Source organism: Lysinibacillus sp. GW823-FHT02G10 (assembly GCF_058797135.1).
On record NZ_JBXAJI010000002.1, the window covers coordinates 64,155 to 87,344 of the forward strand.

The 23,190-nt window shown below is 35.1% G+C and carries 25 protein-coding genes and 1 pseudogene; 6 read left to right on the forward strand and 20 right to left on the reverse strand.

The genetic code is table 11. The features are described 5' to 3' along the window. Window positions 1-52 precede the first annotated feature (52 nt). The 6 genes from hemW to AC1RFD_RS10260 all read right to left on the reverse strand — a co-directional run bounded on the left by hemW (window position 53) and on the right by AC1RFD_RS10260 (window position 5,373). Window positions 53-1,198 (reverse strand): radical SAM family heme chaperone HemW, encoded by a 1,146-nt coding sequence (gene hemW, locus AC1RFD_RS10235; RefSeq protein ID WP_054550092.1) that lies wholly within the window; start codon window positions 1,196-1,198, stop codon window positions 53-55. A gap of 172 nt (window positions 1,199-1,370) precedes the next feature. Beyond that, a complete protein-coding gene (chrA, locus tag AC1RFD_RS10240; protein ID WP_081011011.1) occupies window positions 1,371-2,534 on the reverse strand; it encodes a chromate efflux transporter in 1,164 nt (387 codons plus the stop codon). 85 nt (window positions 2,535-2,619) lie between these two features. After that, a complete protein-coding gene (locus tag AC1RFD_RS10245) occupies window positions 2,620-3,468 on the reverse strand; it encodes a DUF4179 domain-containing protein (RefSeq protein WP_492474881.1) in 849 nt (282 codons plus the stop codon). 103 nt (window positions 3,469-3,571) lie between these two features. Next, a complete protein-coding gene (locus AC1RFD_RS10250) occupies window positions 3,572-4,771 on the reverse strand; it encodes a DHH family phosphoesterase (RefSeq protein WP_054550091.1) in 1,200 nt (399 codons plus the stop codon). A 220-nt stretch (window positions 4,772-4,991) separates the two neighbouring features. Next, window positions 4,992-5,123, reverse strand: coding sequence for a hypothetical protein (locus tag AC1RFD_RS10255; protein ID WP_255501587.1), 132 nt, complete (start codon window positions 5,121-5,123; stop codon window positions 4,992-4,994). A 43-nt stretch (window positions 5,124-5,166) separates the two neighbouring features. Continuing rightward, window positions 5,167-5,373, reverse strand: coding sequence for a helix-turn-helix transcriptional regulator (locus tag AC1RFD_RS10260; protein ID WP_054550090.1), 207 nt, complete (start codon window positions 5,371-5,373; stop codon window positions 5,167-5,169). A 424-nt stretch (window positions 5,374-5,797) separates the two neighbouring features. On the opposite strand from AC1RFD_RS10260, the gene AC1RFD_RS10265 reads away from it, so the two are divergent. Then, window positions 5,798-6,550, forward strand: a complete 753-nt coding sequence (locus AC1RFD_RS10265) for a hypothetical protein (RefSeq protein ID WP_227744900.1) — start codon at window positions 5,798-5,800, stop codon at window positions 6,548-6,550. A gap of 213 nt (window positions 6,551-6,763) precedes the next feature. On the opposite strand, the pseudogene AC1RFD_RS10270 reads toward AC1RFD_RS10265, so the two are convergent. Then, a pseudogene (locus AC1RFD_RS10270) lies at window positions 6,764-7,093 on the reverse strand (hypothetical protein); the annotation flags it as partial. 546 nt (window positions 7,094-7,639) lie between these two features. Between AC1RFD_RS10270 and AC1RFD_RS10275 the strand changes: the two are divergent. Continuing rightward, window positions 7,640-9,283 (forward strand): pyridoxal phosphate-dependent decarboxylase family protein, encoded by a 1,644-nt coding sequence (locus AC1RFD_RS10275; protein ID WP_054550089.1) that lies wholly within the window; start codon window positions 7,640-7,642, stop codon window positions 9,281-9,283. After that, window positions 9,267-10,964 carry a methyl-accepting chemotaxis protein gene (locus AC1RFD_RS10280; RefSeq protein ID WP_115674117.1) on the forward strand — a complete coding sequence of 566 codons (1,698 nt, stop codon included), beginning with the start codon at window positions 9,267-9,269 and terminating at the stop codon, window positions 10,962-10,964. Before AC1RFD_RS10275 ends, AC1RFD_RS10280 begins: the two co-directional genes overlap by 17 nt. Window positions 10,965-11,045: 81 nt before the next feature. Here AC1RFD_RS10280 and AC1RFD_RS10285 read toward each other — a convergent pair whose 3' ends face one another. The 7 genes from AC1RFD_RS10285 to AC1RFD_RS10315 all read right to left on the reverse strand — a co-directional run bounded on the left by AC1RFD_RS10285 (window position 11,046) and on the right by AC1RFD_RS10315 (window position 16,221). Next, complete coding sequence (locus tag AC1RFD_RS10285) at window positions 11,046-11,474, reverse strand: GatB/YqeY domain-containing protein (RefSeq protein WP_048392170.1); 429 nt, start codon at window positions 11,472-11,474, stop codon at window positions 11,046-11,048. Window positions 11,475-11,524: 50 nt separating this feature from the next. Next, complete coding sequence (locus AC1RFD_RS10290; protein WP_259948140.1) at window positions 11,525-12,547, reverse strand: DUF1835 domain-containing protein; 1,023 nt, start codon at window positions 12,545-12,547, stop codon at window positions 11,525-11,527. A gap of 266 nt (window positions 12,548-12,813) precedes the next feature. Then, a complete protein-coding gene (locus AC1RFD_RS10295) occupies window positions 12,814-13,803 on the reverse strand; it encodes a zinc-dependent alcohol dehydrogenase family protein (RefSeq protein WP_288583628.1) in 990 nt (329 codons plus the stop codon). Window positions 13,804-13,821: 18 nt separating this feature from the next. After that, a complete protein-coding gene (locus AC1RFD_RS10300; RefSeq protein WP_036076278.1) occupies window positions 13,822-14,232 on the reverse strand; it encodes a GNAT family N-acetyltransferase in 411 nt (136 codons plus the stop codon). Window positions 14,233-14,301: 69 nt separating this feature from the next. Then, window positions 14,302-14,985, reverse strand: coding sequence for a VOC family protein (locus tag AC1RFD_RS10305; RefSeq protein ID WP_036076277.1), 684 nt, complete (start codon window positions 14,983-14,985; stop codon window positions 14,302-14,304). A gap of 86 nt (window positions 14,986-15,071) precedes the next feature. Further along, complete coding sequence (locus AC1RFD_RS10310; RefSeq protein WP_103118459.1) at window positions 15,072-15,410, reverse strand: cupin domain-containing protein; 339 nt, start codon at window positions 15,408-15,410, stop codon at window positions 15,072-15,074. Between the two features lie 58 nt (window positions 15,411-15,468). Next, on the reverse strand, window positions 15,469-16,221 hold the full coding sequence (locus AC1RFD_RS10315; protein WP_333879612.1) for an SMI1/KNR4 family protein: 753 nt from the start codon (window positions 16,219-16,221) through the stop codon (window positions 15,469-15,471). 149 nt (window positions 16,222-16,370) lie between these two features. Between AC1RFD_RS10315 and AC1RFD_RS10320 the strand changes: the two genes are divergently transcribed. The 3 genes from AC1RFD_RS10320 (at window position 16,371) to AC1RFD_RS10330 (ending at window position 17,756) form a co-directional block, all read left to right on the forward strand. Continuing rightward, on the forward strand, window positions 16,371-16,706 hold the full coding sequence (locus AC1RFD_RS10320; protein WP_103118461.1) for a hypothetical protein: 336 nt from the start codon (window positions 16,371-16,373) through the stop codon (window positions 16,704-16,706). Window positions 16,707-16,719: 13 nt separating this feature from the next. After that, window positions 16,720-17,265: a GNAT family N-acetyltransferase gene (locus tag AC1RFD_RS10325; protein WP_376748064.1), complete on the forward strand. Its 546-nt coding sequence runs from the start codon at window positions 16,720-16,722 to the stop codon at window positions 17,263-17,265. 356 nt (window positions 17,266-17,621) lie between these two features. Further along, window positions 17,622-17,756: a hypothetical protein gene (locus AC1RFD_RS10330; protein WP_004226973.1), complete on the forward strand. Its 135-nt coding sequence runs from the start codon at window positions 17,622-17,624 to the stop codon at window positions 17,754-17,756. Window positions 17,757-17,887: 131 nt separating this feature from the next. Here the strand turns inward: AC1RFD_RS10330 and AC1RFD_RS10335 are convergent, their stop codons facing one another. The 6 genes from AC1RFD_RS10335 to AC1RFD_RS10360 all read right to left on the reverse strand — a co-directional run bounded on the left by AC1RFD_RS10335 (window position 17,888) and on the right by AC1RFD_RS10360 (window position 23,096). Continuing rightward, window positions 17,888-18,751, reverse strand: a complete 864-nt coding sequence (locus AC1RFD_RS10335; protein ID WP_103118462.1) for a GH25 family lysozyme — start codon at window positions 18,749-18,751, stop codon at window positions 17,888-17,890. A gap of 215 nt (window positions 18,752-18,966) precedes the next feature. Continuing rightward, window positions 18,967-19,356 carry a tautomerase family protein gene (locus tag AC1RFD_RS10340; RefSeq protein ID WP_036076271.1) on the reverse strand — a complete coding sequence of 130 codons (390 nt, stop codon included), beginning with the start codon at window positions 19,354-19,356 and terminating at the stop codon, window positions 18,967-18,969. Window positions 19,357-19,863: 507 nt separating this feature from the next. After that, complete coding sequence (locus AC1RFD_RS10345; RefSeq protein ID WP_036076270.1) at window positions 19,864-20,103, reverse strand: hypothetical protein; 240 nt, start codon at window positions 20,101-20,103, stop codon at window positions 19,864-19,866. Between the two features lie 868 nt (window positions 20,104-20,971). Further along, window positions 20,972-21,688 carry a hypothetical protein gene (locus tag AC1RFD_RS10350; RefSeq protein ID WP_048392161.1) on the reverse strand — a complete coding sequence of 239 codons (717 nt, stop codon included), beginning with the start codon at window positions 21,686-21,688 and terminating at the stop codon, window positions 20,972-20,974. A 312-nt stretch (window positions 21,689-22,000) separates the two neighbouring features. Further along, the gene (locus tag AC1RFD_RS10355) at window positions 22,001-22,621 is read right to left on the reverse strand and encodes an AAA family ATPase (protein WP_288583640.1); all 621 of its coding nucleotides are present in this window, start codon (window positions 22,619-22,621) and stop codon (window positions 22,001-22,003) included. Between the two features lie 133 nt (window positions 22,622-22,754). After that, window positions 22,755-23,096: a DUF2834 domain-containing protein gene (locus tag AC1RFD_RS10360; RefSeq protein WP_081011009.1), complete on the reverse strand. Its 342-nt coding sequence runs from the start codon at window positions 23,094-23,096 to the stop codon at window positions 22,755-22,757. Window positions 23,097-23,190 lie beyond the last annotated feature (94 nt).

A 23,190-nucleotide genomic window follows, 5' to 3' on the forward strand; every position in this document is an offset into this window, starting at 1 on the left:
CTAATACTATTATTAAGTTATCAAATCCCACATTTTATGTCAACGATATCGCTCAATCTTCTAGCAAAAATTGTTGAAATACTTCATTGCCCACAAAACGCCCTTTTCTTGTCAGGCGAACACCAAGCTCATCCTGTTCTAAAAGCCCCTTTGACACTAGATCTTTTATTACCACATCATAATGCGCAGTCATAGGTGTTTTAAATTTCTCTTCATATATAGAGTGCATAACACCCTCTGTTTTTCTTAGCCCTAAAAACATTTGTTCTTCTCTTTTTTCCACTTGTGATACTTCATGTGCGTGGACAATTGGTAGCTCATTTGCCTCAACAGCTTCCATATACTTTTTTAATGGACCGTGATTAGAATAGCGTATACCTGCTAAATACCCATGAGCTCCTGCGCCAAACCCCGCATATTCATCATTATCCCAATAAATCTTGTTATGCTCTGAATGATATCCTGGTTTTGCAAAATTACTGATTTCGTATTGTTGAAGCCCATGTAAGGCCATTTGTTGCATCAGCACATCATACATATCCGCTTCTAAATCTTCTGTCGGTAAATACAGTTTCCCTTTAGCGTACTGATTATAAAAAATCGTTTTGGGTTCCACAATAAGAGAATAGGCAGAGAAATGTGGCAAATCAAGAGTAAAAGCTTTGGCTAATGAATCCTTCCATTGCGCCATCGTTTGCCCAGGTAAACCATACATTAAATCAATGCTGATATTACGGAAGCCAATTTTTCTAGCCAAGTCGATTGTTTCATAGACATGATCATTACTATGAGTGCGTCCAATCTTCTGTAGCAATCCCTGGTCAAAAGATTGTACACCCATGCTTAAACGATTAACACCACCGTCGAACAACACCTGCAATTTGGCTGCAGACAATTCATCTGGATTTGCCTCTGATGTAAATTCTGTCACACTATTCATTGGAATATACGTATGAATAGACGTTAGTAGTTTGTCCAATTGCTCAGGAGATAAGGCTGTCGGTGTTCCGCCACCAAGAAAAATCGTCTCGATGTTACGGAATGTTTCAGGATGTTTTTCGGTTGTTAGGGCCATTTCTTTTCCAAGTGCTTCTATATATTCATCCACTGGTTGATTTTTAAAATAAAATTTATTGAAATCACAATAATTACAGATTTGATGACAGAAAGGAATATGAATGTAAACACCTCGTGCCATAGCAATCCCTTCTTTCGCGTTAAGTCTTTTCCATTTCTACATTATAACGAATCGATAGAAGGAACGCTATGAAACCTCACAGGTACTTTTAATGAATATTGATTCTGTAATGACAAAACAAACTGCACCTCCGATTATTAGTTAGAATCTAACAATCGAAAGTGCAGATTTTTCATGTATAAAAAATGACGCCCACAGCAATTCCTAACAGCACCAATAAATAAGGCTGTATTTTCCATCGAATTAAACACCATAAAAAGACAGCTACTATGAAAATATCTAACGTGCTGATGATGGTTTGTGTCACAATGGGATGTACAAAAGCAGCGGCTAGAATGCCAACGACTGCCGCATTTGCGCCTGCCATCGCACCTCTAAGTCGTGCAATTCGACTTAGGCTAATCCAAAATGGTAGCGCTCCAACCACTAGCAAAAACGCTGGTAAAAATATTGCGAAAGTAGCAATAATAGCTCCCGGAACGCCAGCAATGACCATACCGATATATGCAGCAAATGTAAATAAAGGTCCTGGAACTGCCTGTGTCATACCATAGCCAGCTAAAAAATCTGAGGTACTTATTTGACCACTTTGAACAAATTGTGTTTCCAGTAAAGGTAAAACAACGTGTCCGCCACCAAATACTAGGGCACCTGCAAGATAAAACTTCTCTATCATAGAAATCCACTCATGATGCCATAAAGCTGCTAATAGAGGTAAACCTAGGAGTAGCACGAAAAAAAGTACTAGTAAAACAATGCCCGTGGTTTTTGAGATGGGTATATGAACTAATTTTGAGGTATTACCCTCATCACTTTTTTTCAGTAGTTGAAAGCCTAAACAAGCAGCAATCAATATTGCTACGATTTGTGCCAATGGATTTAGCCATGTCAATACTGTTATCAATGTCAATAAAGCAATCAACCAATGCCATTTTGTCGAGAGTAGTTTTTTACCCATATCAAAAATAGCATGAGCGACAATCGCCACTGCTACTAACTTCAAACCATGAATCCAATCCATCTTAAACTCTGTATACTTGGAGAAATAGGCAAAAAGTATAAGTATCAGAACTGATGGTAAGGTAAAACCAAGAAATGATAGAAAGCTTCCTAGTACTCCTCCTCTAAGTAAACCAACCCCCATCCCCACCTGACTAGATGCAGGACCAGGCAAAAATTGACTTAACATAACGAGTTGACCATAATCATGTGCAGAAAGCCATTTACGTTTCTGTACATATTCCTGTTGAAAATAACCTAGATGAGCTGTTGGGCCTCCGAATGAGGTACAGCCCAATTTTAAAGCAACAAAAAAAATCTCCCAAAGCCTTCGCAAACTCTCAACTACTTTCCATATCTTTTATTTCATCTTACACGGAAAGCAGTTTTTTTTAGATTAAGAGTTTGTAAAATTTACTTCATTATTCATCTCTCTTTATTTTAATTGCAGAACCTACTTTACTACCCTCTTTATTGATTGGAATTAAAGTGTATTTTTTTTCTGTTAGATAGAGTGCATCTACACGACTTCCCCACCTTGTACCCTCTTTATTTAATGGATAGGGTGCTGCAAAATCCCATGATTGTCCAGATTTTGATTGGATTTTAAAGTGTAACGCATCATTGACAACACTTTCCTCAGCATGAAAATAAATCGTTGTGGAAATAGGTGTGGAGACAACTTTGTCAATGGTTATTTCCTGCTGATCAACATGCTTCACTTTTTTATCAATGGAAAAGATTTCACGATCTTGTTGTAATTGCTCTTGTGAAGCATCTACCTGAAATTCCCATGGCTTCTCAATTGGTGTTTCAACATTCCAATCTTTATAACGAATAACTAATTCTAATTGTTCATCAGCCGGAAAATCATCCATTTTAATATTATTATATATCGTATAGACGTTGGCAGACTTTGCTATGGACTGTCCTCCATTACGAACCATATAATCTTGCCCATTGACAAGAATTTGCGGAAAGAAAAATACTTGATGGTCTGGCTTAAACTCTTTTCCAGGTTCGAAAGTTGCATTTAGTAAAATTTGATTGTCATCTATAATCACTTCATTTAATGTTAACCGTCCTAAGCTATTGCTAGCTGTTTTCCCTACATCCGTTTTATAGGCTTCAAAATTCACATCCTGATCCCACCACAAATACAGCGTCGATCCACTAGCAATCATTAATAAAAGGATCACAACAATAAGCCACTTCTTACTTCTCCGATTTTCCTTATCCAAATCCACAACTCGAATCATATCATTGGACAACCGTACACCTCATTTTTATAAAAATCATTATGATTCATTGTAGTGCTCAATAATGCATTATATAACCTTCTATGTTGAAGATTCATTTATGTATAAAAGGATATTACATCCCTTTATGTAGATGACGTCCTTTATTGACTTCACGCATTAAATAGTCCACAAAGAGATCATCTCTTACTAGCCATGCTTGTTTATTTCGCTTTAAAAACCACTCCGCTTCATTAAAACTCGCAAAGGATTGTGTCAGTAGCATGTTATTTTTTTCAATTATCCAATCAACCTCATCGTTTGAATAGAGCATAAACATTTCATCTTGCTGATTTTTATAGAAAGTTCCAAACGTAGACCCTTTTACATTATAACGATTTCTTTTTGCATCCTCTGGAATAGGCTCTATATGGAATGTTGCCACTACATACTGCCTGTAAGCTTCCTCTGTTAATGAGCAGCCAGCAGCCTTTTGATGTCCACCTCCACCATATTTGGCAGCAATAGCTGACACATCAATATGATCATGGATTGTTCGAAAGGATATCTTTTTACTGCCCATATTAATCATCGCAATATAATCAAGATGCGGATTTTCCTTTCCCAATTCATTGCCAAGCTCAGAAAGATAAGATTCTGCATAGACAACCCCAGCATAGTATTCTCCCAAAGTAGTTTGAATAAGCTCCCGTTTCTTACGCCGAATGTAACGCTCTGTTTTTTCTTCTTCCATGCTTAAAATTTTCTTTTCAAAATCATCAAAGTCAAAGTGATCACTTGTTTTTAAACGCTCAAGCATTTTCTCTTCAAATTCTTCAATAGACACTAGAAAAAAGAGTGCATTTAATCTTTGTGCTTGTAAATTGCCGTTCTTTTCCCATTCCCATGTATCGTATTGTCTTACTAACTCTACAAATTCAGAAACGGCTTCTGTTTTTTCTAATAGTCCATGGATAACCAGGTATTGATAATATAAAGATGTAGCTGACGTTAAAAAGCCTTGCTCATCCTCAATTAATACCTTTCCCCATTCATATTGATTGAAATGGAGTGCTGTCTTATGATGGTCCAACAATTGCACATTACCAGTCGCCTGATAATAATCATGAATCCTTTTTTCATTCTCTTCATTTGGAGAAAGATCTGTAATAAACAAAAATGTTTTCTGTTGATCATTCTCCAAAAAGAATTCGATTTCGCGATCAAGTGCTGTAATGGAATTGTAGCGTATCTTCACCTTATCGTTAAAAGCAAGCTTGGCTAAAATCCCACACCCTACTCCGTCTAAATCGTTATGTGATAATAATTTATACATGTTCTCACCTCGATTGTAGTATGGGTATTTTTTTGGTATTCAAACAGCTAATGACGTTCAATACGTAACAACATGGATATTGTTTTTCAGATAACATACATTAAAACCATACATCTTTAGGATGAAAGGGGACACAGTGAATGAAAAGGAAACTAGCTTATAGTGGAATCGGATTTATTTTGTCTTTGTTTTAAACCTTTGTAATTGTAATTAAATTCTTTTATTCTTGCGAAATTTTCTCCAATTGGGCGATCACTTTATCGTATGTTGCCAATTTAATTTGTTCTAGCACTTTAATCTGAGCCTGTTGTCTTTCAGCTTCCATCATTATCAAAGTTGTTTCTACATTCATTTCCCTCTGCTCCTTCTACATTAAAATAGGTTATTTAGAATCTCTATTCAAAATCTCCTTGATTAACCCAAAATATTTCATCCAATGTCGCATTCACTGTATAGCAAATCAGTAAACAAAGCTTCAAGGATGGATTAAAACTCCCCTTCTCTATCCGTAGTACAGTCTGTCTTGATATTCCTACTGCATCGGCTAATTGTTGTTGTGTCAAATCTGCTTTGACACGTGCAATTTTTACATGATTTTTCATATATTAACCTCCATATATATGGAGTAAAATATAGTTTACTTTATGTAAATTATATATCACATATATTTTAAAAATAATATCTAATGTTACACCTATTTAGTAGAACAGAATATACTTCGTAGTATAAAAGAAAATAAAATAATTGGTATATTTATGGTAATTAAATATTTTTTATGTTAAAATTTTCCATGAATGGTTTTTGTATATCAACCGTTCCCGAAATATCAGAAAAGAATGGGGGTCTTAAATGAAAAAATCAGTCCTACTTAGAGTATTGGCATTTATAGCCGTATTGCTTATCCTTTTTTCAGATGGGATACAAACCTATGATTTTCTTATCCTATTGTTTGCTGTTTTCTTTATAGGTACCCCGTGGTACAAATTTTTCAAAAAAAAGTAAATTTAAATTTAGGAGGAATAGTAAATGAAGAAAAAATTGATCTTTTTTGTAATGGTTATGTTTTTAGCATTTCAACCCCTATCTGTAAATTTAGGTGCTTTAGCTAAAGAAAAAAATGAAACTACTGACACTACTGATTGTAATAGTTGCTCACAACAAGCACCTTTGCAAATTGAAAAGAATGGTTTCCTTAATGACTCAGTAGTTGTAAATGAAGTGAAACAGGATTTAGATATTGCAGAGAATTTCACACATAGTGAATACAGTAGAGAAGACTTTGATTGGCAAAATACTGAGTATATGGATTACGGTAAGAATAAAGATGGTTTGATGATTCCTTATAAAAAGAACAATGAAAGTTTTGATATTCGATTATTGACTACTTATGATAAAACCACTGGTGAAGTTGGCGAATTTATCATTATGAAATCAACTTTAGATATAGAGAATAATGAAATCAATGTTACTTATGCAACATTAAACAATGAAGACATGCTTGGTATGACTCTTGAAGTAGGTACAAATAAAGTAATTGATAAACAAGTTTATTTCGATGAAAATTCAGAAGTTTCCCTTTTATCAACTAATAGTGCTAAAGCAGGTTATTGGAGTGATTCATGGGAATGCTTAAAAAACTATTGGTATGATGCCCCTGAACTAACAAAACAAATTTGTAGTGCCGCATGTGCGTCAGTAATATTTGGTGGCAATGTTGTAGGTGCTGTTGCGTGTGCTAGTTGTTTAGGTTCTCATGTTATGGTATGTCTAATCCATTAATAGTTAATTAAAAATCCCCTTCTATGGACGTTTAAAAGGTAAACCGATAATAAAATTGTTTAATATTATTATAAAAATATAAGAGCCTTGCTACACTCTAGCGTGTAGTAAGGCTCTTTAAAGTTGTTTAATTCTTATTGAACTAAAGCACCCTGTTAGTTGAAGAACTAATTTTACGAAATAATTCCTTTATAATTGTTGTATAGTACTATATTATTCCGCATGTTCTTTCATTATTTTATCAAGTGCTTTAAGATAAGCATCTTTATTTTCCTTACTTAACTCATAAAGTGCATTATCCCAATTTTCCCCATCTACACCCGATAAATGTGGAGTACTTTTTAGTACAGCTTCTTGCATATTCGGTTTATCCTCTTTACTAGCGTCTTTAATAAGCTTTGTTGCTTTTCTTGCATCTGTAACCCCTACTTGTATGTCTTTGTGAATGTCTTTGTATTTAACAGGAACATTTATATATTCCATATTGTCTAAAATCTTATCCATCTTGATTGCTGTTTTTAAAATATCTTTTTCTTTGTCTTCCATAGCTTTCATCGAGTTTACTATGAATATCTTAAAAATATCACTCAAGCATTTGCCAACTACTCTAAGCAATCATGGAATATTGGCAAAATGGCTCAGATGAATAATCGTTTTTTAATTAGCCTGAGAAATAAGTTATTAACATTAACACCCCAAGTAATGATTCAAAAACAAGCACAGCATGTCTATAATTTTGAAACCACAAAATAAACAAACTATAACGAAATTCTTAAAATCTGCACTTTCTTTGTGCAGATTTTTTCTTTTAACTAGTCAAATAGATAAAAAGTAATAGCTCTTAAAGTTTTTCTTATAATAATATCATCATCCTTTTTCATTTTAAGATATTTCTTTAAAAATCAAGCTACAGTAACATAGTTAGAATTTGTCAATAAAACTTAGATTTTTCAGAAATGTCTATAAATATTTTTTCAGTAAAATATAATCACCATCTCTGCTAAAATATGCTATTATACCTTTAGTATAATGTCCTATTTTTATCAAAGTAAAAATAGAGGAAATATGAACTACAAAAGGATGATGAATATGCAAAATATCCAACAATTATTCCAGAGCGAAGATGGAAATATCCAACAAAGAGAGAATTTTTTGTCCCTATTAGAGAAAATTGTTTCCTCATTAGATGAATTAAAGAACCCAAATAAGACAACTCTTGGTCCAATGAAAGAGCGATCTGCTAATTTTTATCAAGAGCTTATGCAAGAGCATCAAGTGCCAACAACTGGGATCGGACTCGATCAAGTTGTAAAAGAATTGACACATTTAATGCAAGGACACCCTTATCATACACGTAACTTTGTAACAAATGTTTTACCGATGGCAAGTATTCCTGGAGTGTTAGGACAGTTTACAAATGCGCTATTGAATGGCAATAATTTATGGGATGTTTATGGTCCTGCTGCTGCTGAGTGTGAGGTTAAAGTAGTAGCAATGATGTCTAAATTAGTAGGCTATGATTATACGAAAAGTTTTGGCTATACTACATGGGGTGGACAAGGTGCTGTTTTTAGTGGACTTCGTCTTGCCATTGCAAAACAATTCCCTCAAGCAAAAGAAGATGGTGTTCCTACTAATTTATATTGCTTTGCTTCAGAGAATGCCCATTACAGTCTTTTAAAATCAGTAGAAGCCGTGGGTATCGGCAGTAAACATTTAGTGCGTGTAAAAGCAGGTAAAGATCATTCGATGGATGTAGAAGACTTACGTGCACGCATGACAGACGTCATCGAAAATGGCGGTATTCCTGTTTATGTAGTAGCGACAACAGGTGCTACTGATCAATTTGGTATTGATGATGTCCAAGCCATCAAAGAAGTCACAACAACCCTTGAGAAGAAATACAACTTACAACCAGTACATATTCATGCTGATTCGGCTTTAGGTGGTTTTTATGCCTTCTTTAATGATTATGATTTTAATAAAAACCCACTCCAATTCGAGTCAGAGGTTTTACAGGGATTAGCACAAATCCGTGAACGTATGCAACATCTAGCCATTGCGGATAGCCTATGCTTTGATTTCCAAAAGCTTGGCCAAACACCTTATTTAACTAGTCTATTTTTAATTAAGGAAGGTAAAAGTTTACAGCTACTAGATATTGAGGACTTTGATACGCCATATGTAGGCAATCGTGGTTATGGCTCTTATCATACTGGCTATACATTAGAATGCTCTCGAATGGGTAGCTCCATTGCTATTTTTGCTGCATTGCAGGCATTTGGTAAGGAAGGCTATCAACAACTATTAGCTAATTATGTACGTGTGAATTTAGCATTCCGTGCTCAATTAGCTGCGAAAACGCCAATGCTACAGGTGGTTAATGAATCCAATATTGGGCCAGTCACAGCGTTTCGTTTATATCCAGACGGCATGAATTGGCAAGCTGAACAAGCTGGTCACTATACACAAGACCAAATAGAACACATAAACGGTATCAATGCTTCATTCTTTGAAATTATTGGAGAAGGTCGAGACGAAGTATTCTTTGGTGACACAACGCGTGTTTGCACGGTTAGTACTAGTGATACAACACAACAAGTACCAGTTGCAGCGGCAAAATTTTTCTCTATCTCACCTTATACGGAGACAGAACACATCTCTAATATGATTCATTTCTTACAGCAAAAGCTTAAAGTACTGGAGGCGTCCCACATTGCGTATCGTCACTAAATTTAAGAGTTCTTTACTCTACAAATATATTGCCAGTTTCACCATTCCAATAGCGATTATTTCCTTGCTCTTTAGTATTGTGTTATTTGCCGTTTCTTACCGCATTATTGACAACTTTGTTATTAAACAATTTGAATCTACTTTAGAGATTACATCGACAACAATTTTTGAAGATATTGAGAAAAATGATGTAAAGGCAGCGGATAATGGTAGCCCTGACAAATACAAAAAGCTTTTAGATCAATTGAATGCAACGGTTAAAAAATATGATGTTGAAAACGCCTATATCCTTTCTAAAGCAAATGGTAAGGAACATATCGTCGCACTAAGTAATACCGACAATCATCAGCAAGATTATGTATTTAGTGAAGAAATGCATGAAGCCGTAGCTAGTGGTAACACACAAACAAGTGATATTTATAAGGATGAATATGGTATCCATAAATCCATTTTTATCCCATTTAAAGATACAGATATTATTTTCGGTTTAGATATGGATGCTTCCTTCATTTCTAAGCTTCAAACGGAAACACTTTGGATTTGTATTATTTTAACGATAGTATTTGTAATTTTTGGTATAATCGTTGCTTACTTTATTAGTGTAGGCATTACAAAGCCAATTAAAAAAATGACACGTTATGTTGGTCAAGTTGCACAGGGAGATTTGGCTGTTGAACCTCTTCACATAAAAGGTTCCAATGAAATTGCCCAGCTTTCATCAGGCATTGAAAACATGACGGAAGATTTGCGTTCGTTAATTAAACAAATCGCTCAAAATGCTGAACAAGTGGCCGCAATGTCGGAGGAATTAACAGCAAGCTCTGAACAGACAAGTGCATCCATTCAGCAAATAACCTCTTCTATGCAAGAGGTTGCAGCGGGTTCAGAAAAGCAAACTTCTTCGATTGAAGAAGTGGATAGTCATATTACAACCATCTCTAACAAAATGTCAGAGGTAGTGACAAGTGTAACCGATGTAACAGATAAGGCATTCCAAGCATCTGCTATATCAGAAAAAGGCAACACAACAATCCAAGATGCTACTGAAAAAATGGCCGTAACATCTCAGGCTATTCAAGAGTCAGCAGCTGTAGTAGAACGTTTAAGCACATACACAAATGAAATTGGGGATATTGTGACATTGATTACCCAAATTACAGATCAAACGAATTTACTTGCATTAAATGCTTCGATTGAGGCAGCGCGTGCAGGCGAACACGGTAAAGGCTTTGCAGTTGTAGCGGAGGAAGTCCGTAAATTAGCCGATCAATCTTTAGAGGCAACTAACAGTATTCGTACACGCATTGAAACGATTAAAGAAGAATCTGCACAAGCCGTCAAATCAATGGCTATCAGTAGCAGTAATCTTGCCGAAAGCTCAACAACATTCAATGCATCCGGAGAGGCATTTGCTGAAATTTATACCCAAGTCACTGCACTGACGAGAGAAATGGACCATGTCAATAACGTGATGTCCAATATCAATGAAGGTGTTAGCAATATTGCTAGTTCTGTTGAACAAGTGGGGGTCGTAGCTGTTCAAGCTTCAGGCAATATTCAAAACGTAGCTGCTGCCTCTGAGGAGCAATCTGCAAGTATCGAAGAAATAACAGCTTCCTCTAATAACTTAGCTGAAATGGCTCAACAGCTTCGCAATATCATTCAAAAATTCCAGTTATAAAAATAACAAATCCGCTATGCACATTTTCGGCATAGCGGATTCTTCTTTCCATAAAAACTCTCCTACCAAAATGGTAAAAGTTTAGGCAATAATATTTTTCACAACTTTTGAAATAACGGCACCTTCAGCCTGACCTGTCAGCAATGGTTTTGCAATTTTCATGGCTTCTCCCATGTTCATTCCTTTTCCAACACCCGCTGCCACTAATTTCTCTGCAATTTCTTCTTCTGATAATTGCTTTGGTAAAAAGGATCTCAAAAGTGTCAATTTGGCTTCCTCTTTTTCAATCAGGTCTGCTCGCCCAGCCGTTTGTGCACCTTCTAAAGCCTGATTTGTTTGTTTGACCTCTCGATTAATAATAGCTATTTCTTCGTCAGCTGTTAAAGCCTCTCCCTTTTCTTTTTCAGCTGAATCTAATGCTGACTTTAAAAGAGATAATACACCCTTCGCTAACGTATCTTTTTCTCTCATTGCCGTTTTTAATTGTTCAAATACTTCTGTTTTTAACAATGATCTCACTCCTTCTAACCGTCTATATCAAAAAAATTATATCATAAAAATCATGAAGGATTATAGTTCGTTGCATCTGCTAACTTTACTTTATAGTGTAATATTCCCTTTAACTCACCTTCATAAGAAAAAATGCCTTGCTGAATTAATTGACGCAGACGATAGTCGATCCATTCAGCCTCTCTCAATTCTTCCATATGCCCCAGTACCTCTCCAATTAACCTAGCTGCAACTTCGTAATGAATTTCCTCTTGTTCTTCCTGTAAACGTTTAGCACAGGTAATGATCAAGTCATCCTCTCTATCCTCATTATTATTTCCCCAAAGTTCATGATATTTCCATGTATGTATGCAATCGTAATCATCCATTAACAGATTTAGCCCTTCTTTGCATAGGGAGTGCCTCAATGCTTCTTTTAATGGCCATCTTTGGAAATGTTCATAAAAGTAAAGTAAATCCTCTGTGCTGACCTCTCCAGTCGATCTTGGATAATGATCCTCTGCTAACTGTGGTAAAGTATATAACTCATGAAATAACTGAAAAGTATCTAATACATAGATATCATTTGTTTTCTGTTCGAGCATCGCCAAAACGAGTCGAAGCCCTATTTGCTCATGAGCATTTTGACAAGTCCAAATCAGTATATCCTGATGAGGGGGGATATTTTTAATTTTCTCTATTGCTTCCTTCATCTCCCGCTCACATATGATCAATCCATCATCTTCTATTAGATAGCGCTGTTCCAACCATTGAAAACGAGCTTCAATTCCGTCCCTTGTATGTACATCTTTTAAAGGACCAACAGAAAAATTACCTGGCACAACAATAATCTCCTCGGACTTAGCATAGTCAGGATTACGAAAGGCTGCTTTCAAGCTCCCCCCAGGTGAATGACCGAATACAATATGCACTGTTTGTACCGTTGAAGCATCCCGCTCCTCAGCTTGCTGTAATAAAAACTGTAACATGCTATCTCTTGACTGTTCATTTATTAAAGTTAAAAGAAGCATCGACTTCGCATCAGCTTCACTCAATCGTTGTATTGACTGTTTTAGTTGGTTGATCTTCTCCATCATCTGTACTCCTTTATTTAAAAACACCTAACCTTATCATACCTCTTTATTACCTCAAATTACTAATTTAGTTAGTTTTAAAGATATGTTACTACTATTGCTAGTGAATTCTTTAATCTGGGCGGAGGCTCACTTCTTTTGAGCGACTTGCTCACTTTTTGGAGCAGGACAATGTATGAACTATATTCTCCAGAGCTAAAAACACTCATGTCCCTATAAAAAAACATACTACACGTAGTAGCTCAACTACGACGGTAGTATGTTATTTAATCAACATTCGTTAAAAATACTTTTCCTTTTTTAGTTCCCTCAACAGCATCGATTGCCTTATGGATATCCAATAATGGAAAACGAGCATGTACATTCATCATTTTTAAGGAGCCATCCTGTACAAGGTGTATAAGTTGTTGCATCGTTTGTTGCCATTTTTCAATTGACGTCTGACGTTGCCAATGGCGTAAATGAAACATCCTCGCTTGTACCTTTGCTTCCTTCACAATGTTTGTCCAATTTACCTGAATACCCGATAAAAGACCAATAGCTAAAAAAATACCCTCGGGCTTTACGCAGAAGGCAAGCTGATTGCCAGCCTCTCCACCAATCGAATCAATTGCTGCATCTGCTCCCCTACCATTTGTTAATGCCATAACGGTTTCGTAAAGTGGCATATGAGAGGTATCAATGACAAAAGCTGCACCAAGTTGCAGTAATTCTTCAGTATGCTGATTACTTCGTGTCACAGCAATAAGTTGATAGCCTAGCAATTTCGCAAGTTGAGCATAGAGATGTCCAATGGCAGAGCCACAAGCATTTACTAATAAGACATCGTTTGATTGTAAATTAAGTACCTCTGAGCATGTTACGAAGGCTGTAATTGGATTAATATACATTTGTGCTGCTGTAAAATCATTCATCGTGTCAGGAATAGTCACTGCAAAATCTGCTTGCGTTTTCACTACTTCCTGCCAAGTTCCCTCTCCCCGTAACGGTAATACGCGCTGACCAATAATCTTTGGTGAAACAAGCGGTCCAACAGCTTCTATTATTCCTACTCCCTCATAGCCAGGGATAGTTGGTAAAGTGATTCTATGAGCATATTTCCCCCATATTGGTATTAAATCTGAGGGATTAATCGGTCTGGCTAGCATGCGAACAAGAATTTCTTGACCTTGAGGAGGCTCGATTGTTTTATTCTCTAGCCTTACAACCTCTTGCGGATTTCCAAATTCATAAATTTTTAGGCATTTTGCTTTCAACGATCCTAGCTCCTTTATTCATTCTGTATAGAACAACATCATACCAGGAGCATCTATTTCACGTTCCTTAAATCCAAGCTTCTGATAGAAAGGTTGTTTACCTTTGGCACAAAATAATTGAACCCATTTTATATTTTCTTTCTGACATTGCTCTAAAAGAGCATCCATCACCATTGTGCCAACTCCTTTTCGTTGATAATCAGGATGCACCATCACATCACAGATAAATGTTTGATAGATACCATCAGAGATAATACGTCCATAGCCAATTAGATTGCCTTCATCATATATAGATGTACTGAACCAGCTATTACAAATAGCCTTGTATAATTGTTCATACGTATACTGCCCTTTTGCATTCCAGCCAGTTGTTTGGTGCAATGCTTTATACGAGTCTATCGTCGGATTTGTTTCTTTGATTATATACATATAACACCCTCCTTATTTTGAATAAATATACAAAATAACACATATTTAATCAACAATAAGTTTATGATGTTAGAGTTGCAGAAGCTTTAATTGCCCTTCTTCATCCATATTTAATTGTAAAGCTTCGTCTATTTCAATACTAATCGGGCTGATAACTGCTTTCTTATCAGAAAAATACCACAGACGTCCACTCGGTCCTAATAGGATATTGGCTCCGTCTTCATAGTTTCCTAGAAAATTAAGGCCATCCAGTTGAATTTCCTTGTTTGCTATAGGGTTTATAGCATACTTCTTTAATTTTTCAGCAATTGTTTGAATGTCATCTGACGTTAAATTGATTTCTCCAATATGTAACACTTGCTCTACAGAAAAATTAACTTCAGCATGTTTCGGATTTATTTCCTGTCTTGCAATAAGCTCTACTATATTGCCTTCTGGATCGTAGAAATAGCATGCATATGCTTTTAAAAACTCAAAATAGACTTCATCCTGCCCCTCTGAATCCAGCAAGCCTACATGCTCTTCTGCCCAAATCTTTGCCTGTTGAAATAAGTTACTAGGAATATTTAATGCAAAATGATACTGCTTTGGCATTTTAGAAGGCATCTTTTCAAATGTCATCCTGCTTTCTCCCACGGCTATTGTAAAATAGTCAGCTGTTCTTTCTAACAAAGTAAAACCTAACAAATCAACATAAAATTGCTCCATTTTTTGCATATCATGAACATATAATTTTACCTTCGTAATCTTCATCTTTAAGCACCCCTTTACACTCCCTACTATACAAGTAGCTGATTAGAATGGCTTCATGCAAAAGAATGAAGTTTACTTTCGTATAGTTAGAGAAGCTTTCGATCTCCCCTGCTATTTGGCTGCGATATTACGAGGAATTCTACATCTTCTTGTGAATCGTTTCGCATTTGATGTGGTAAATTTGGAGGTACTTCAATTCCCTCATGTTGCTTTAACTCAATTCTTTGGTCATTCAGTTCTATTGTAGCTGTGCCTGAAAGAACAAAGAAAAACTGCTGTGCATGATGGTGATAATGATTTACCTCAGCTGTTTGAGCAGGCATCCGCTCATGTATCACACTAAGCTCCCTATTTTGTACAAGATGCCAGCCATCACACTGTGCTCCCCATTGATAATGTTGTGCTAATGCTTTGTTAATTTTCATCCTTACACTTCCTTCCCTGCTTTAGAGGAGGGATATCCATCATTCTTGTCAATTTCCCTCATTCAATAAATTCAGCTAAGCTAATTTTCCTTTTTTGAAAATCTGCACGGATAGCCTGTAACTCGGCTTCTAACTTTAAGGCACCTGCTTCAACTCCCCTATAAATTACTAGCGGAGGCTGTTCTAAAGCCTTTCTCGCTTGTGAATAATCATAAGATAATAATTTTTTTAGCAACAATAATGTCTTTAGTTTATCTTTTCCTTCCCCAGTAATAGTTAGTTCATAGTACGCTACAGAACTTTCTTCAGGCAACATTTCTTCTAAACCAGGCGGAATCAGTAAACTTTCAAGGAACAAAATTAAATTGTCATAAGCCATTGAAAAATGCCAATTGCCTGTCCCATGGGGAGCGGTAAAAACAGCCGTATCACCTCTTGATAGATCTAGACAATAGGGATCGCCTTCATCTGTGGCAATGACTAAATAATCATGTGGCCAATCCTCAATCATCTCATCTGTCACTGGATTATAATTATAGCCCTCCTGCCCACGTATTAAATCTCTTGCGCCATAGATATTTAGATTAATATAATCACCTGTAGCCCATGTAACCCTTTCAACAACATAATGTCTCAAAAAATAAACATACTCTGCTGGCAATGACCACCCACCATCCACAAATTGGCTAATATCCTCTTCTGATTGATGATAAAAAACCATGGGATAGGCTGACTCCCGCTCCTGAAGCTCATCAATAAAATCACGCATTTGCTGTAATACTGCATCGAGTTTCTTTTCTAAATCTTTCAATGGAATTCTCTCCTTTTGATGACCAAGTGTCTTTCTTGCATTTTAACATACCCCATCATTAACCAAATAAGGGGAACATGTTATAATCATTAAAATAGACTGGTAGTATGCATAACGTGAACAAAAATAACGGATGGGAGCGATCTGTCATGCAACATACGAATGAACAGATAATACAGCAAGCCAACACGGAATTTTTGAAAGCACTTCGCTATTTAGATTATGGCAAGGTAAAACAAGGGGAAGCATGTCTCAAACAAGCCACCCATTTGGCAAATCTGCTGAATGACCATATCACATTTATTCGTGCTGCCATTTGTTATGGAGAGTTGTTATGGCACGCTGAAAAATATGATGCCTCCGATCATTGGTTACAGCTGGCACTTGATCGATTGACCGCAGTACAGCAAGATATAAATGACTTACTAGATGTGGATGTGCAACGAGCTCGATCCCTACTAAACCACCAACGACATCCATTATAAGGAGCAAGCAATCATGAAATTACTTATTAGACGTCCAGAACAGTCGGACATCCAGGCGTTACACGAATTCTTTGATCTTGTCATTCGGGAAACTTATAAAAAAGAAGGAATTGCCGAGCTAGTGGACGATCAACAGGATGAATGGGAAACGAAAAAACAGTATGTAGCAATGGACTTAGAAAGCCAGGGCAAAAAAAGATTTTTCTGGTTAGCTTTAAATGAAGAAACCAATGACATAATAGGCACTATCGAATGCGGTGCAGCCAACGAAATCATTCAACAAACGATCAAAGAGGAACTATTCAATTGTCTAGAAATCGGTACCGTTTTTGTTCATCCTGACTATCAAAATCGTGGGATTGGCACCATGCTACTACAGAAAATGCTCCTGACGTTAGAAAATCGAAGGGTTCCTAGTTTTTGTTTAGATAGTGGATATAAACAAGCGCAAATGATCTGGCAGAAGAAATTTGGACAGCCTGATTTTGTCCTTGAAAACTATTGGGGAGCAAATAGTCACCATATGATATGGAAACGAACACTACCATTTCAAATATAGAAGTAAAAAATGCTCTATCAGATTACACAAGAACCTCTATGTAAAAAACAAATCTTTAGTCAATAACATGCTTTATGCATACAATATAAAACACTTTCCCAAATGATTTACAGGGTGTTATTAGGAATTACACATAAGGTTCGTGGTTTAGGGTATGACAAATTACAATGAATACTCAGTATGATTTCCACTTAGCTTTCAAGTGTTACCATCTGATGAAAATATCCTAATAAAAATTTACGGGACTCTCGATATGTGGGATAAGACTCTAAAAAAGACTTTGGATCAGTATGATGATTGGTAAGCAATAAAGAGATTATAAATGCCAATACTTATTATGTTTGGAGGGGAATGAAATGTTAAAATTCATTGATGATTTAGCGGGTGCGGTTTTCGATGTTTTTATGTTGTTTTGTTATTTCTTTGCAGGCGTAATAATTGTAGGAGTCCCCATTTTTTTATTAGCTAAGTTTTTCCTATTGTTTCACTAAATTTCAAACAGGTTGGTCGCACTATAAAAGGAATCACTATAAATAGTGATTCCTTTTATGACGAATACACTCAATATTAGGCTAAATATTTTGTTGCTAGTTCTCAGGTACTTATGGGCGAGACAATGCTATTATTTAATAAATTTATCATAGAACCGTTTGAGCATCGTTGCCATTTGTTGTCTTGTGAGTGTATCTGTAGGATTCATACACTTGCCATCGCCTCGTATAACTCCCTCTTCAATGGCCCACTCCCAATCTTCTTTATGTGCTGGTGATACCATAGCATTTGATTTTATCCCAACTAATAACTCTTTCATTTCAGTAAGTTCCTGTTTTAGTTGTTTGTTTTCTTTCTGTAATTCTTCATACTGAGACAATGATATTTCCTTCTTCTTATCAGTATCTGTGAACCAGGATAAAGACTTAGATCCATTTAATTGGTTTAAATCTACAGTTCCTTTAATACCTGCTACAATCCCTTTGTCTGTGTACTGCCATAAGTCACAAGCAAAGTTTGGCTTTAGTCCAGGTGAGCTAGAGCCACTATAGCGAGGAATCCATAGGAAATCATAATTTTTAACGGTATCCATCAGATAAGGTTTGTAAAAATGATGGCCTGTATATAGCCCGACTTTTACAGCCTTACTTTTTAAATAATCAATAAACACCTGTGTGCCTTGTACGATATTTTGGACACTAGCACCAAAGCTTTCTTCGATATCTACAACATAAAATAGCGGATTATAGTTTTTTGCTCTGTTATAGAAGTCTTTTGCTTGTTCCAATGCCTCAGTACCATTTTTAAAGGTAACATAAATATAAACACCAAAAGGTACCTTGTACTTAATACATGCTTCTATATTTTGAACATATTTACGGTCAATTGTGCTTGTACCATATTGTGTGCGGATGATAGCCAAATCAACATCTTTAACCGCTTCAGACCAATCAATATCTCCTTGATGATGTGAAATGTCTATGATATAACTCATACAATTTTCTCCTCCCTAAAAATAGTAAATAAATTATGAATAGCGACAAACCCATTGCTTCAAGCATTATTTAGAATCATTCATTAAATAAAGTTATGTAGATTATTTTAGTCCTTATAGGTTCTTCATTTACCGATTTTTAGTGGTCAGATAATTAATAAGACAGAGCACATTTCACATAGTCGAATTAACTCTAAAAAAATAGCGGCTTTATATCAAATATTTACTTTGTAATTAAGTGCTAATTCATCCCCAGGTAACCCTCTTATTCCCCAATTATGTTTAGGCGTTTCAAAAATTGTAATTTCAACATCTTGAGGTGAAATATTTAATTTGTTATTTATGCGTTCAAATAGTAGCTTTACTAATTGTTTTTTAGCTTGAATCGTTCTACCTTCAAACATACTAATTTCTATTATTGTATATGATTCAGTTCTTTCACTTGCAAAATAAAAATCCTCTTTGTCCATAGGAAAAAAGCGATGAAATTTCTTATCTAATGGATATTCAAGTGCGTCCACCATACAAGAATGGATAATATTCGATAATGTTTCCTTAATGGGATTTAACCTTCCCTTAACACCATAAATTTTAATTTGTCCCAACGACCTCTCACCTTTCTTGACTTGCTAATCTAAACTCAACTACCAAATACTGTTCTTTAACGATATTATAAAATTCTTCAACATGACCATCAAGCTAATTCTATGCTTGGTTTCATTTAAACAATCACCCAATTTATTCATGAAACAAATGTGAACTATTTAAACCAACAATTCCAAAATAATAACTCTACTTAACTGTGACCATAATTAACTGCAATATGCTGCAAGCTCAGGTAGAAACAGTTATCCAAATAGTACACATTCTGTTGTTCCAATCTGATAAAGAAATAGATATAAAATATATTATTGTTGATGACAAACTAACGTTTGAAGTTGTGGGTGTCTATATACCTTAAAGCTCCAGGAAATGAAAGAGAGAGTGAGAGAAGCTCAGGACATACTGTTGCTTCGTTAGTTTCTACACCACTACATTTAAATAAATGAAAAGGAAGAACCTTAAATTACTAAAAATTAACTACTCAATTTTAAATGAGCACCTCATCTTTACTATTCAATTTCAAAAATGACCCAAACTTTATATCTACCTTCAATGCTATTTTCTGTATAAACTCTACACTCTTTTATAGAAGCTAATCTAAAAGCAAGCGAATAGGCTATTTTGTAATCTGGTGTATCATATCCGTTATAAATTCTTCCATATATTTCATTTGCAATTGAATCTGCCCAGGTGTCAGCTTCATATAGAGTATCGAAAAGTATTTCTTCTCTGTTCCATTTAATAGTCATGTCATAAACTCCTACGTAGTAATAGAAATAATCTAGATGAATGTATTGTTAGGAATTTGAATTCCATATTTCAAAGCAAGTAGCTACGGATCGTTTCGTAAAATCTTTAAATTGCACTTTGCGAATAATTTGATTTTTCCGAAAATTAAAGAGATTGCAAAGGGATATTAATATAAAATTATATGAAAGTACTATAAAATTATTTCTAATATTGAGAAAAGGTGGAATTAATATGATTTCAATATACAAATCATTCATATTAGCGGTGGTAATAGGGTTATACGTATATATAGCCAGTAAAAGTGAAAATAGCGTGCTTCTAAATTTTGTCATACTTTATATGATAATTTCAATAGTTTATTTATTATTTAGAAAAATTGAAAAAGAAAAAAGTAAGGAAAAATAACTTAATTAAAAGTAGGAGATTCGAGACCTTTGAAAAGATTCACTGTAAACTATCTGAAAAAAAAGCAGAGGATAGTAGCCAAAACAAAAAATGCCCAAGTACTCAATTAAAAACAAGTAACTGGGCATTATTATGACTAATTACTATGTTGTGTATGTATTATACCATTTTGAAGAGTTAAATAATGGTTTTTTTGGAATCAAAGGAAGCACCAAATTTTATTCCGAAGTTCCTCTTTTTTATATGCATTTATCATATTACCGATTACCTTTTCCAACACAATTTTCAATAAGCTCGCAGAAATGCTCATTATATTTTTCTATAGGTCATGTTTCTTCTCTCAACACGGTGACATGAAGGTGGAAGAAAACATTGAAGTCCCCCACAACAGAGTGGTCTTAATTGGCAGGTTTCTAAACATCATTTCCATGAATAATTCAAGATTTTTATCAAATTCTTTTATTAATTTATGACCTCTTTAAAGCCTATTCGATGTATGATAAGACGATAGCCAGAGTATCCTTCTTCGTCTAGAAACTCCTCAAATTCTCCATAGACAATTATAGGTGTATTGTTTTTATAAGCGTTCTGCATGTTTCTGATAATTTTTTCTTTCACGTCAGGGTTAGCGCTCTGAAAGTGACAATTTATAAGCTCAGAGTATTTACTTAGATAAAAAGATAGAGTGCCATCACTATGTTTTTCGAGTCCATCTGGAGGATTACCGGCTGTCCACAATAAAGTTTTACGCATTGCATAATAAGCTTTCTCCATTCCTAGTTCTGTAAGCATGACATTTATATATGTATCTTGCTCCTCAAAAGTAGAGTCCAGCTCTAACGTATCAAGACGTATTTCTCCTACGTTGTCATAATTTTCAAAACTAGAATCTTCTCCGTCTAAAATGTCCGACTCTTTAAGTTCTACTACAGTTGATTGATTTTCTCCGATAGCAGTATGCTCAGGTGGTGGAATCATATAAACTGAGCCGCCCCGTTCCTCTATTCTTTCTTTCGCTGCCTCCAGGCTGTCCTCACTGAACATAGACTCTACTAGTTCTTGCGTATGAATTTCCTTTTCAACTTCGCCCATAGACTCTTCTTCTGTCTCTGAACTACACCCTGCAATAATTACAAATAAAAGTGCGACAATTGTTATAATAACGCTTTGTATTTTCATATTACATACTCCTCCCTCTAGTTCAATTTTGTTCGAACTCTTTTAATAATACCTCAAATAAAGTTTATTTGGATAACTATTTCCATTTATTATAAAAGCCAATTCTCCAAATTAGGTCTATTTATATTTTTTGGAAGACTATCACTTATATTTAATCAATTATAAAAAGGTACTGAACGTTTTTTATATGAAATGCATGATTAGACTTCATATTAGACCGCTCCCCAGCCTTGCTATTGGTTTGATTGGGAAAAATTTAAGACCACCCATTTTGGAGTGGTCTTTTATGGTGTATTTAATTAAAGCATTCCGTTAGTTGAATAAGTAAATCTGTTTTGCGTAGGAATCCCAATCTTTATTATCAGTATTTATTTCAATTGTAGGTATGATTGAATTTTCAGCTTGACTCCTATACTCTTGTTGTTGGTCTAATAATAATTCACACGCTAATTTCATTTCTTGCATGGTTTTCCCTTCCCATTCATTGGGATTTCTACTACTTATTCTTTCCTCTAAATTCTCTGGTGATACAGTTAACAAAGTACATCTTGCTCCCATTCCAAGTAACTGGGCTTCTAATTCCTTAATGTCATCTGATATTGAATGAGAAAATGCTACTCGATGATTTAAATGAAACCTTTCCAAAATAAAGAATAAGCCTTTTGAACGTTGAGTTTGTCCAATTTCTCTTGACCAATTATTTAACATTTTCAACATCGTGACTCTTTCTCTTAAGACCTGTAAGTGTTCCTCTCGACTTAACGACTTTAATTCACCATTTACTTTGTGTAATACTTGCGAATAATGCTCACTGAGAACTATGACACTACGTTCGGCATCATCACTTGCGTGAAGTTGTTTCAACGCTTTTAAGACTGATGTTTTTCCAGCATTCGAATAGCCTTCTAAGATTATCCCTCTAAAATCACTCATTTTCTCCCCCTAATTAATGTAATCTCTATCTAAATAAGGACTGTAGAATTATTTACGGTTGTTAAACTAACCTGCTCCGTTTGCCATCCATGTAACACAAAATCAATACAACACCATAGAAAATGTAAGATTTTCACGTTCTTTCATTGGAGTTTAACAACACTTCTTTCTTTATGTATGACTCTCTGAAAAACAAAAATAACGGTAATGCCAGCGATAAACCAACTGTAAACAAAGTTAATAGACATATCCACTTTTCTTTAATGTTATACTTTCTTGACTCATTAAACATAAAGATTATAAAAACAAAGCATGAAATAAAAAAGTCAACAGCGAAGAAGGTCGATATCGAGTTTGCAAATAATAAATCTACTAATAACCCTAAATCAAATCCGTTTTTGTTCAAGAATTGCACCAAAAAATAATACGGGAATACTGTGCCGATAATCGCAAATAACAAGTACACTTTTCTCATTTACATTAAACTTCCCCTCTCTATATGATTTTCACAAATAATATACTTCTTAATCTCTTTCAGTTTAATAATACCTCATAAAAAATAATTTAAA

Bases quoted from the DNA above. Each gene is read 5' to 3' on its own strand.
- AC1RFD_RS10255 (WP_255501587.1), bottom strand. From the start codon at position 5,123: ATGAATGTAGAAACAACTTTGATAATGATGGAAGCTGAAAGACAACAG.
- AC1RFD_RS10260 (WP_054550090.1), bottom strand. From the start codon at position 5,373: ATGAAAAATCATGTAAAAATTGCACGTGTCAAAGCAGATTTGACACAA.
- AC1RFD_RS10310 (WP_103118459.1), bottom strand. From the start codon at position 15,410: ATGAAAATTAACAAAGCATTAGCACAACATTATCAATGGGGAGCACAG.
- AC1RFD_RS10265 (WP_227744900.1), top strand. From the start codon at position 5,798: ATGAAGAAAAAATTGATCTTTTTTGTAATGGTTATGTTTTTAGCATTT.
- AC1RFD_RS10350 (WP_048392161.1), bottom strand. From the start codon at position 21,688: ATGAAAATACAAAGCGTTATTATAACAATTGTCGCACTTTTATTTGTA.
- AC1RFD_RS10320 (WP_103118461.1), top strand. From the start codon at position 16,371: ATGCAACATACGAATGAACAGATAATACAGCAAGCCAACACGGAATTT.
- AC1RFD_RS10275 (WP_054550089.1), top strand. From the start codon at position 7,640: ATGCAAAATATCCAACAATTATTCCAGAGCGAAGATGGAAATATCCAA.
- AC1RFD_RS10335 (WP_103118462.1), bottom strand. From the start codon at position 18,751: ATGAGTTATATCATAGACATTTCACATCATCAAGGAGATATTGATTGG.
- AC1RFD_RS10360 (WP_081011009.1), bottom strand. From the start codon at position 23,096: ATGAGAAAAGTGTACTTGTTATTTGCGATTATCGGCACAGTATTCCCG.
- AC1RFD_RS10290 (WP_259948140.1), bottom strand. From the start codon at position 12,547: ATGGAGAAGATCAACCAACTAAAACAGTCAATACAACGATTGAGTGAA.
- hemW (WP_054550092.1), bottom strand. From the start codon at position 1,198: ATGGCACGAGGTGTTTACATTCATATTCCTTTCTGTCATCAAATCTGT.
- AC1RFD_RS10325 (WP_376748064.1), top strand. From the start codon at position 16,720: ATGAAATTACTTATTAGACGTCCAGAACAGTCGGACATCCAGGCGTTA.
- AC1RFD_RS10305 (WP_036076277.1), bottom strand. From the start codon at position 14,985: ATGAAGATTACGAAGGTAAAATTATATGTTCATGATATGCAAAAAATG.
- AC1RFD_RS10345 (WP_036076270.1), bottom strand. From the start codon at position 20,103: ATGACTATTAAATGGAACAGAGAAGAAATACTTTTCGATACTCTATAT.
- AC1RFD_RS10250 (WP_054550091.1), bottom strand. From the start codon at position 4,771: ATGTATAAATTATTATCACATAACGATTTAGACGGAGTAGGGTGTGGG.
- AC1RFD_RS10330 (WP_004226973.1), top strand. From the start codon at position 17,622: ATGTTAAAATTCATTGATGATTTAGCGGGTGCGGTTTTCGATGTTTTT.
- AC1RFD_RS10355 (WP_288583640.1), bottom strand. From the start codon at position 22,621: ATGAGTGATTTTAGAGGGATAATCTTAGAAGGCTATTCGAATGCTGGA.
- AC1RFD_RS10300 (WP_036076278.1), bottom strand. From the start codon at position 14,232: ATGTATATAATCAAAGAAACAAATCCGACGATAGACTCGTATAAAGCA.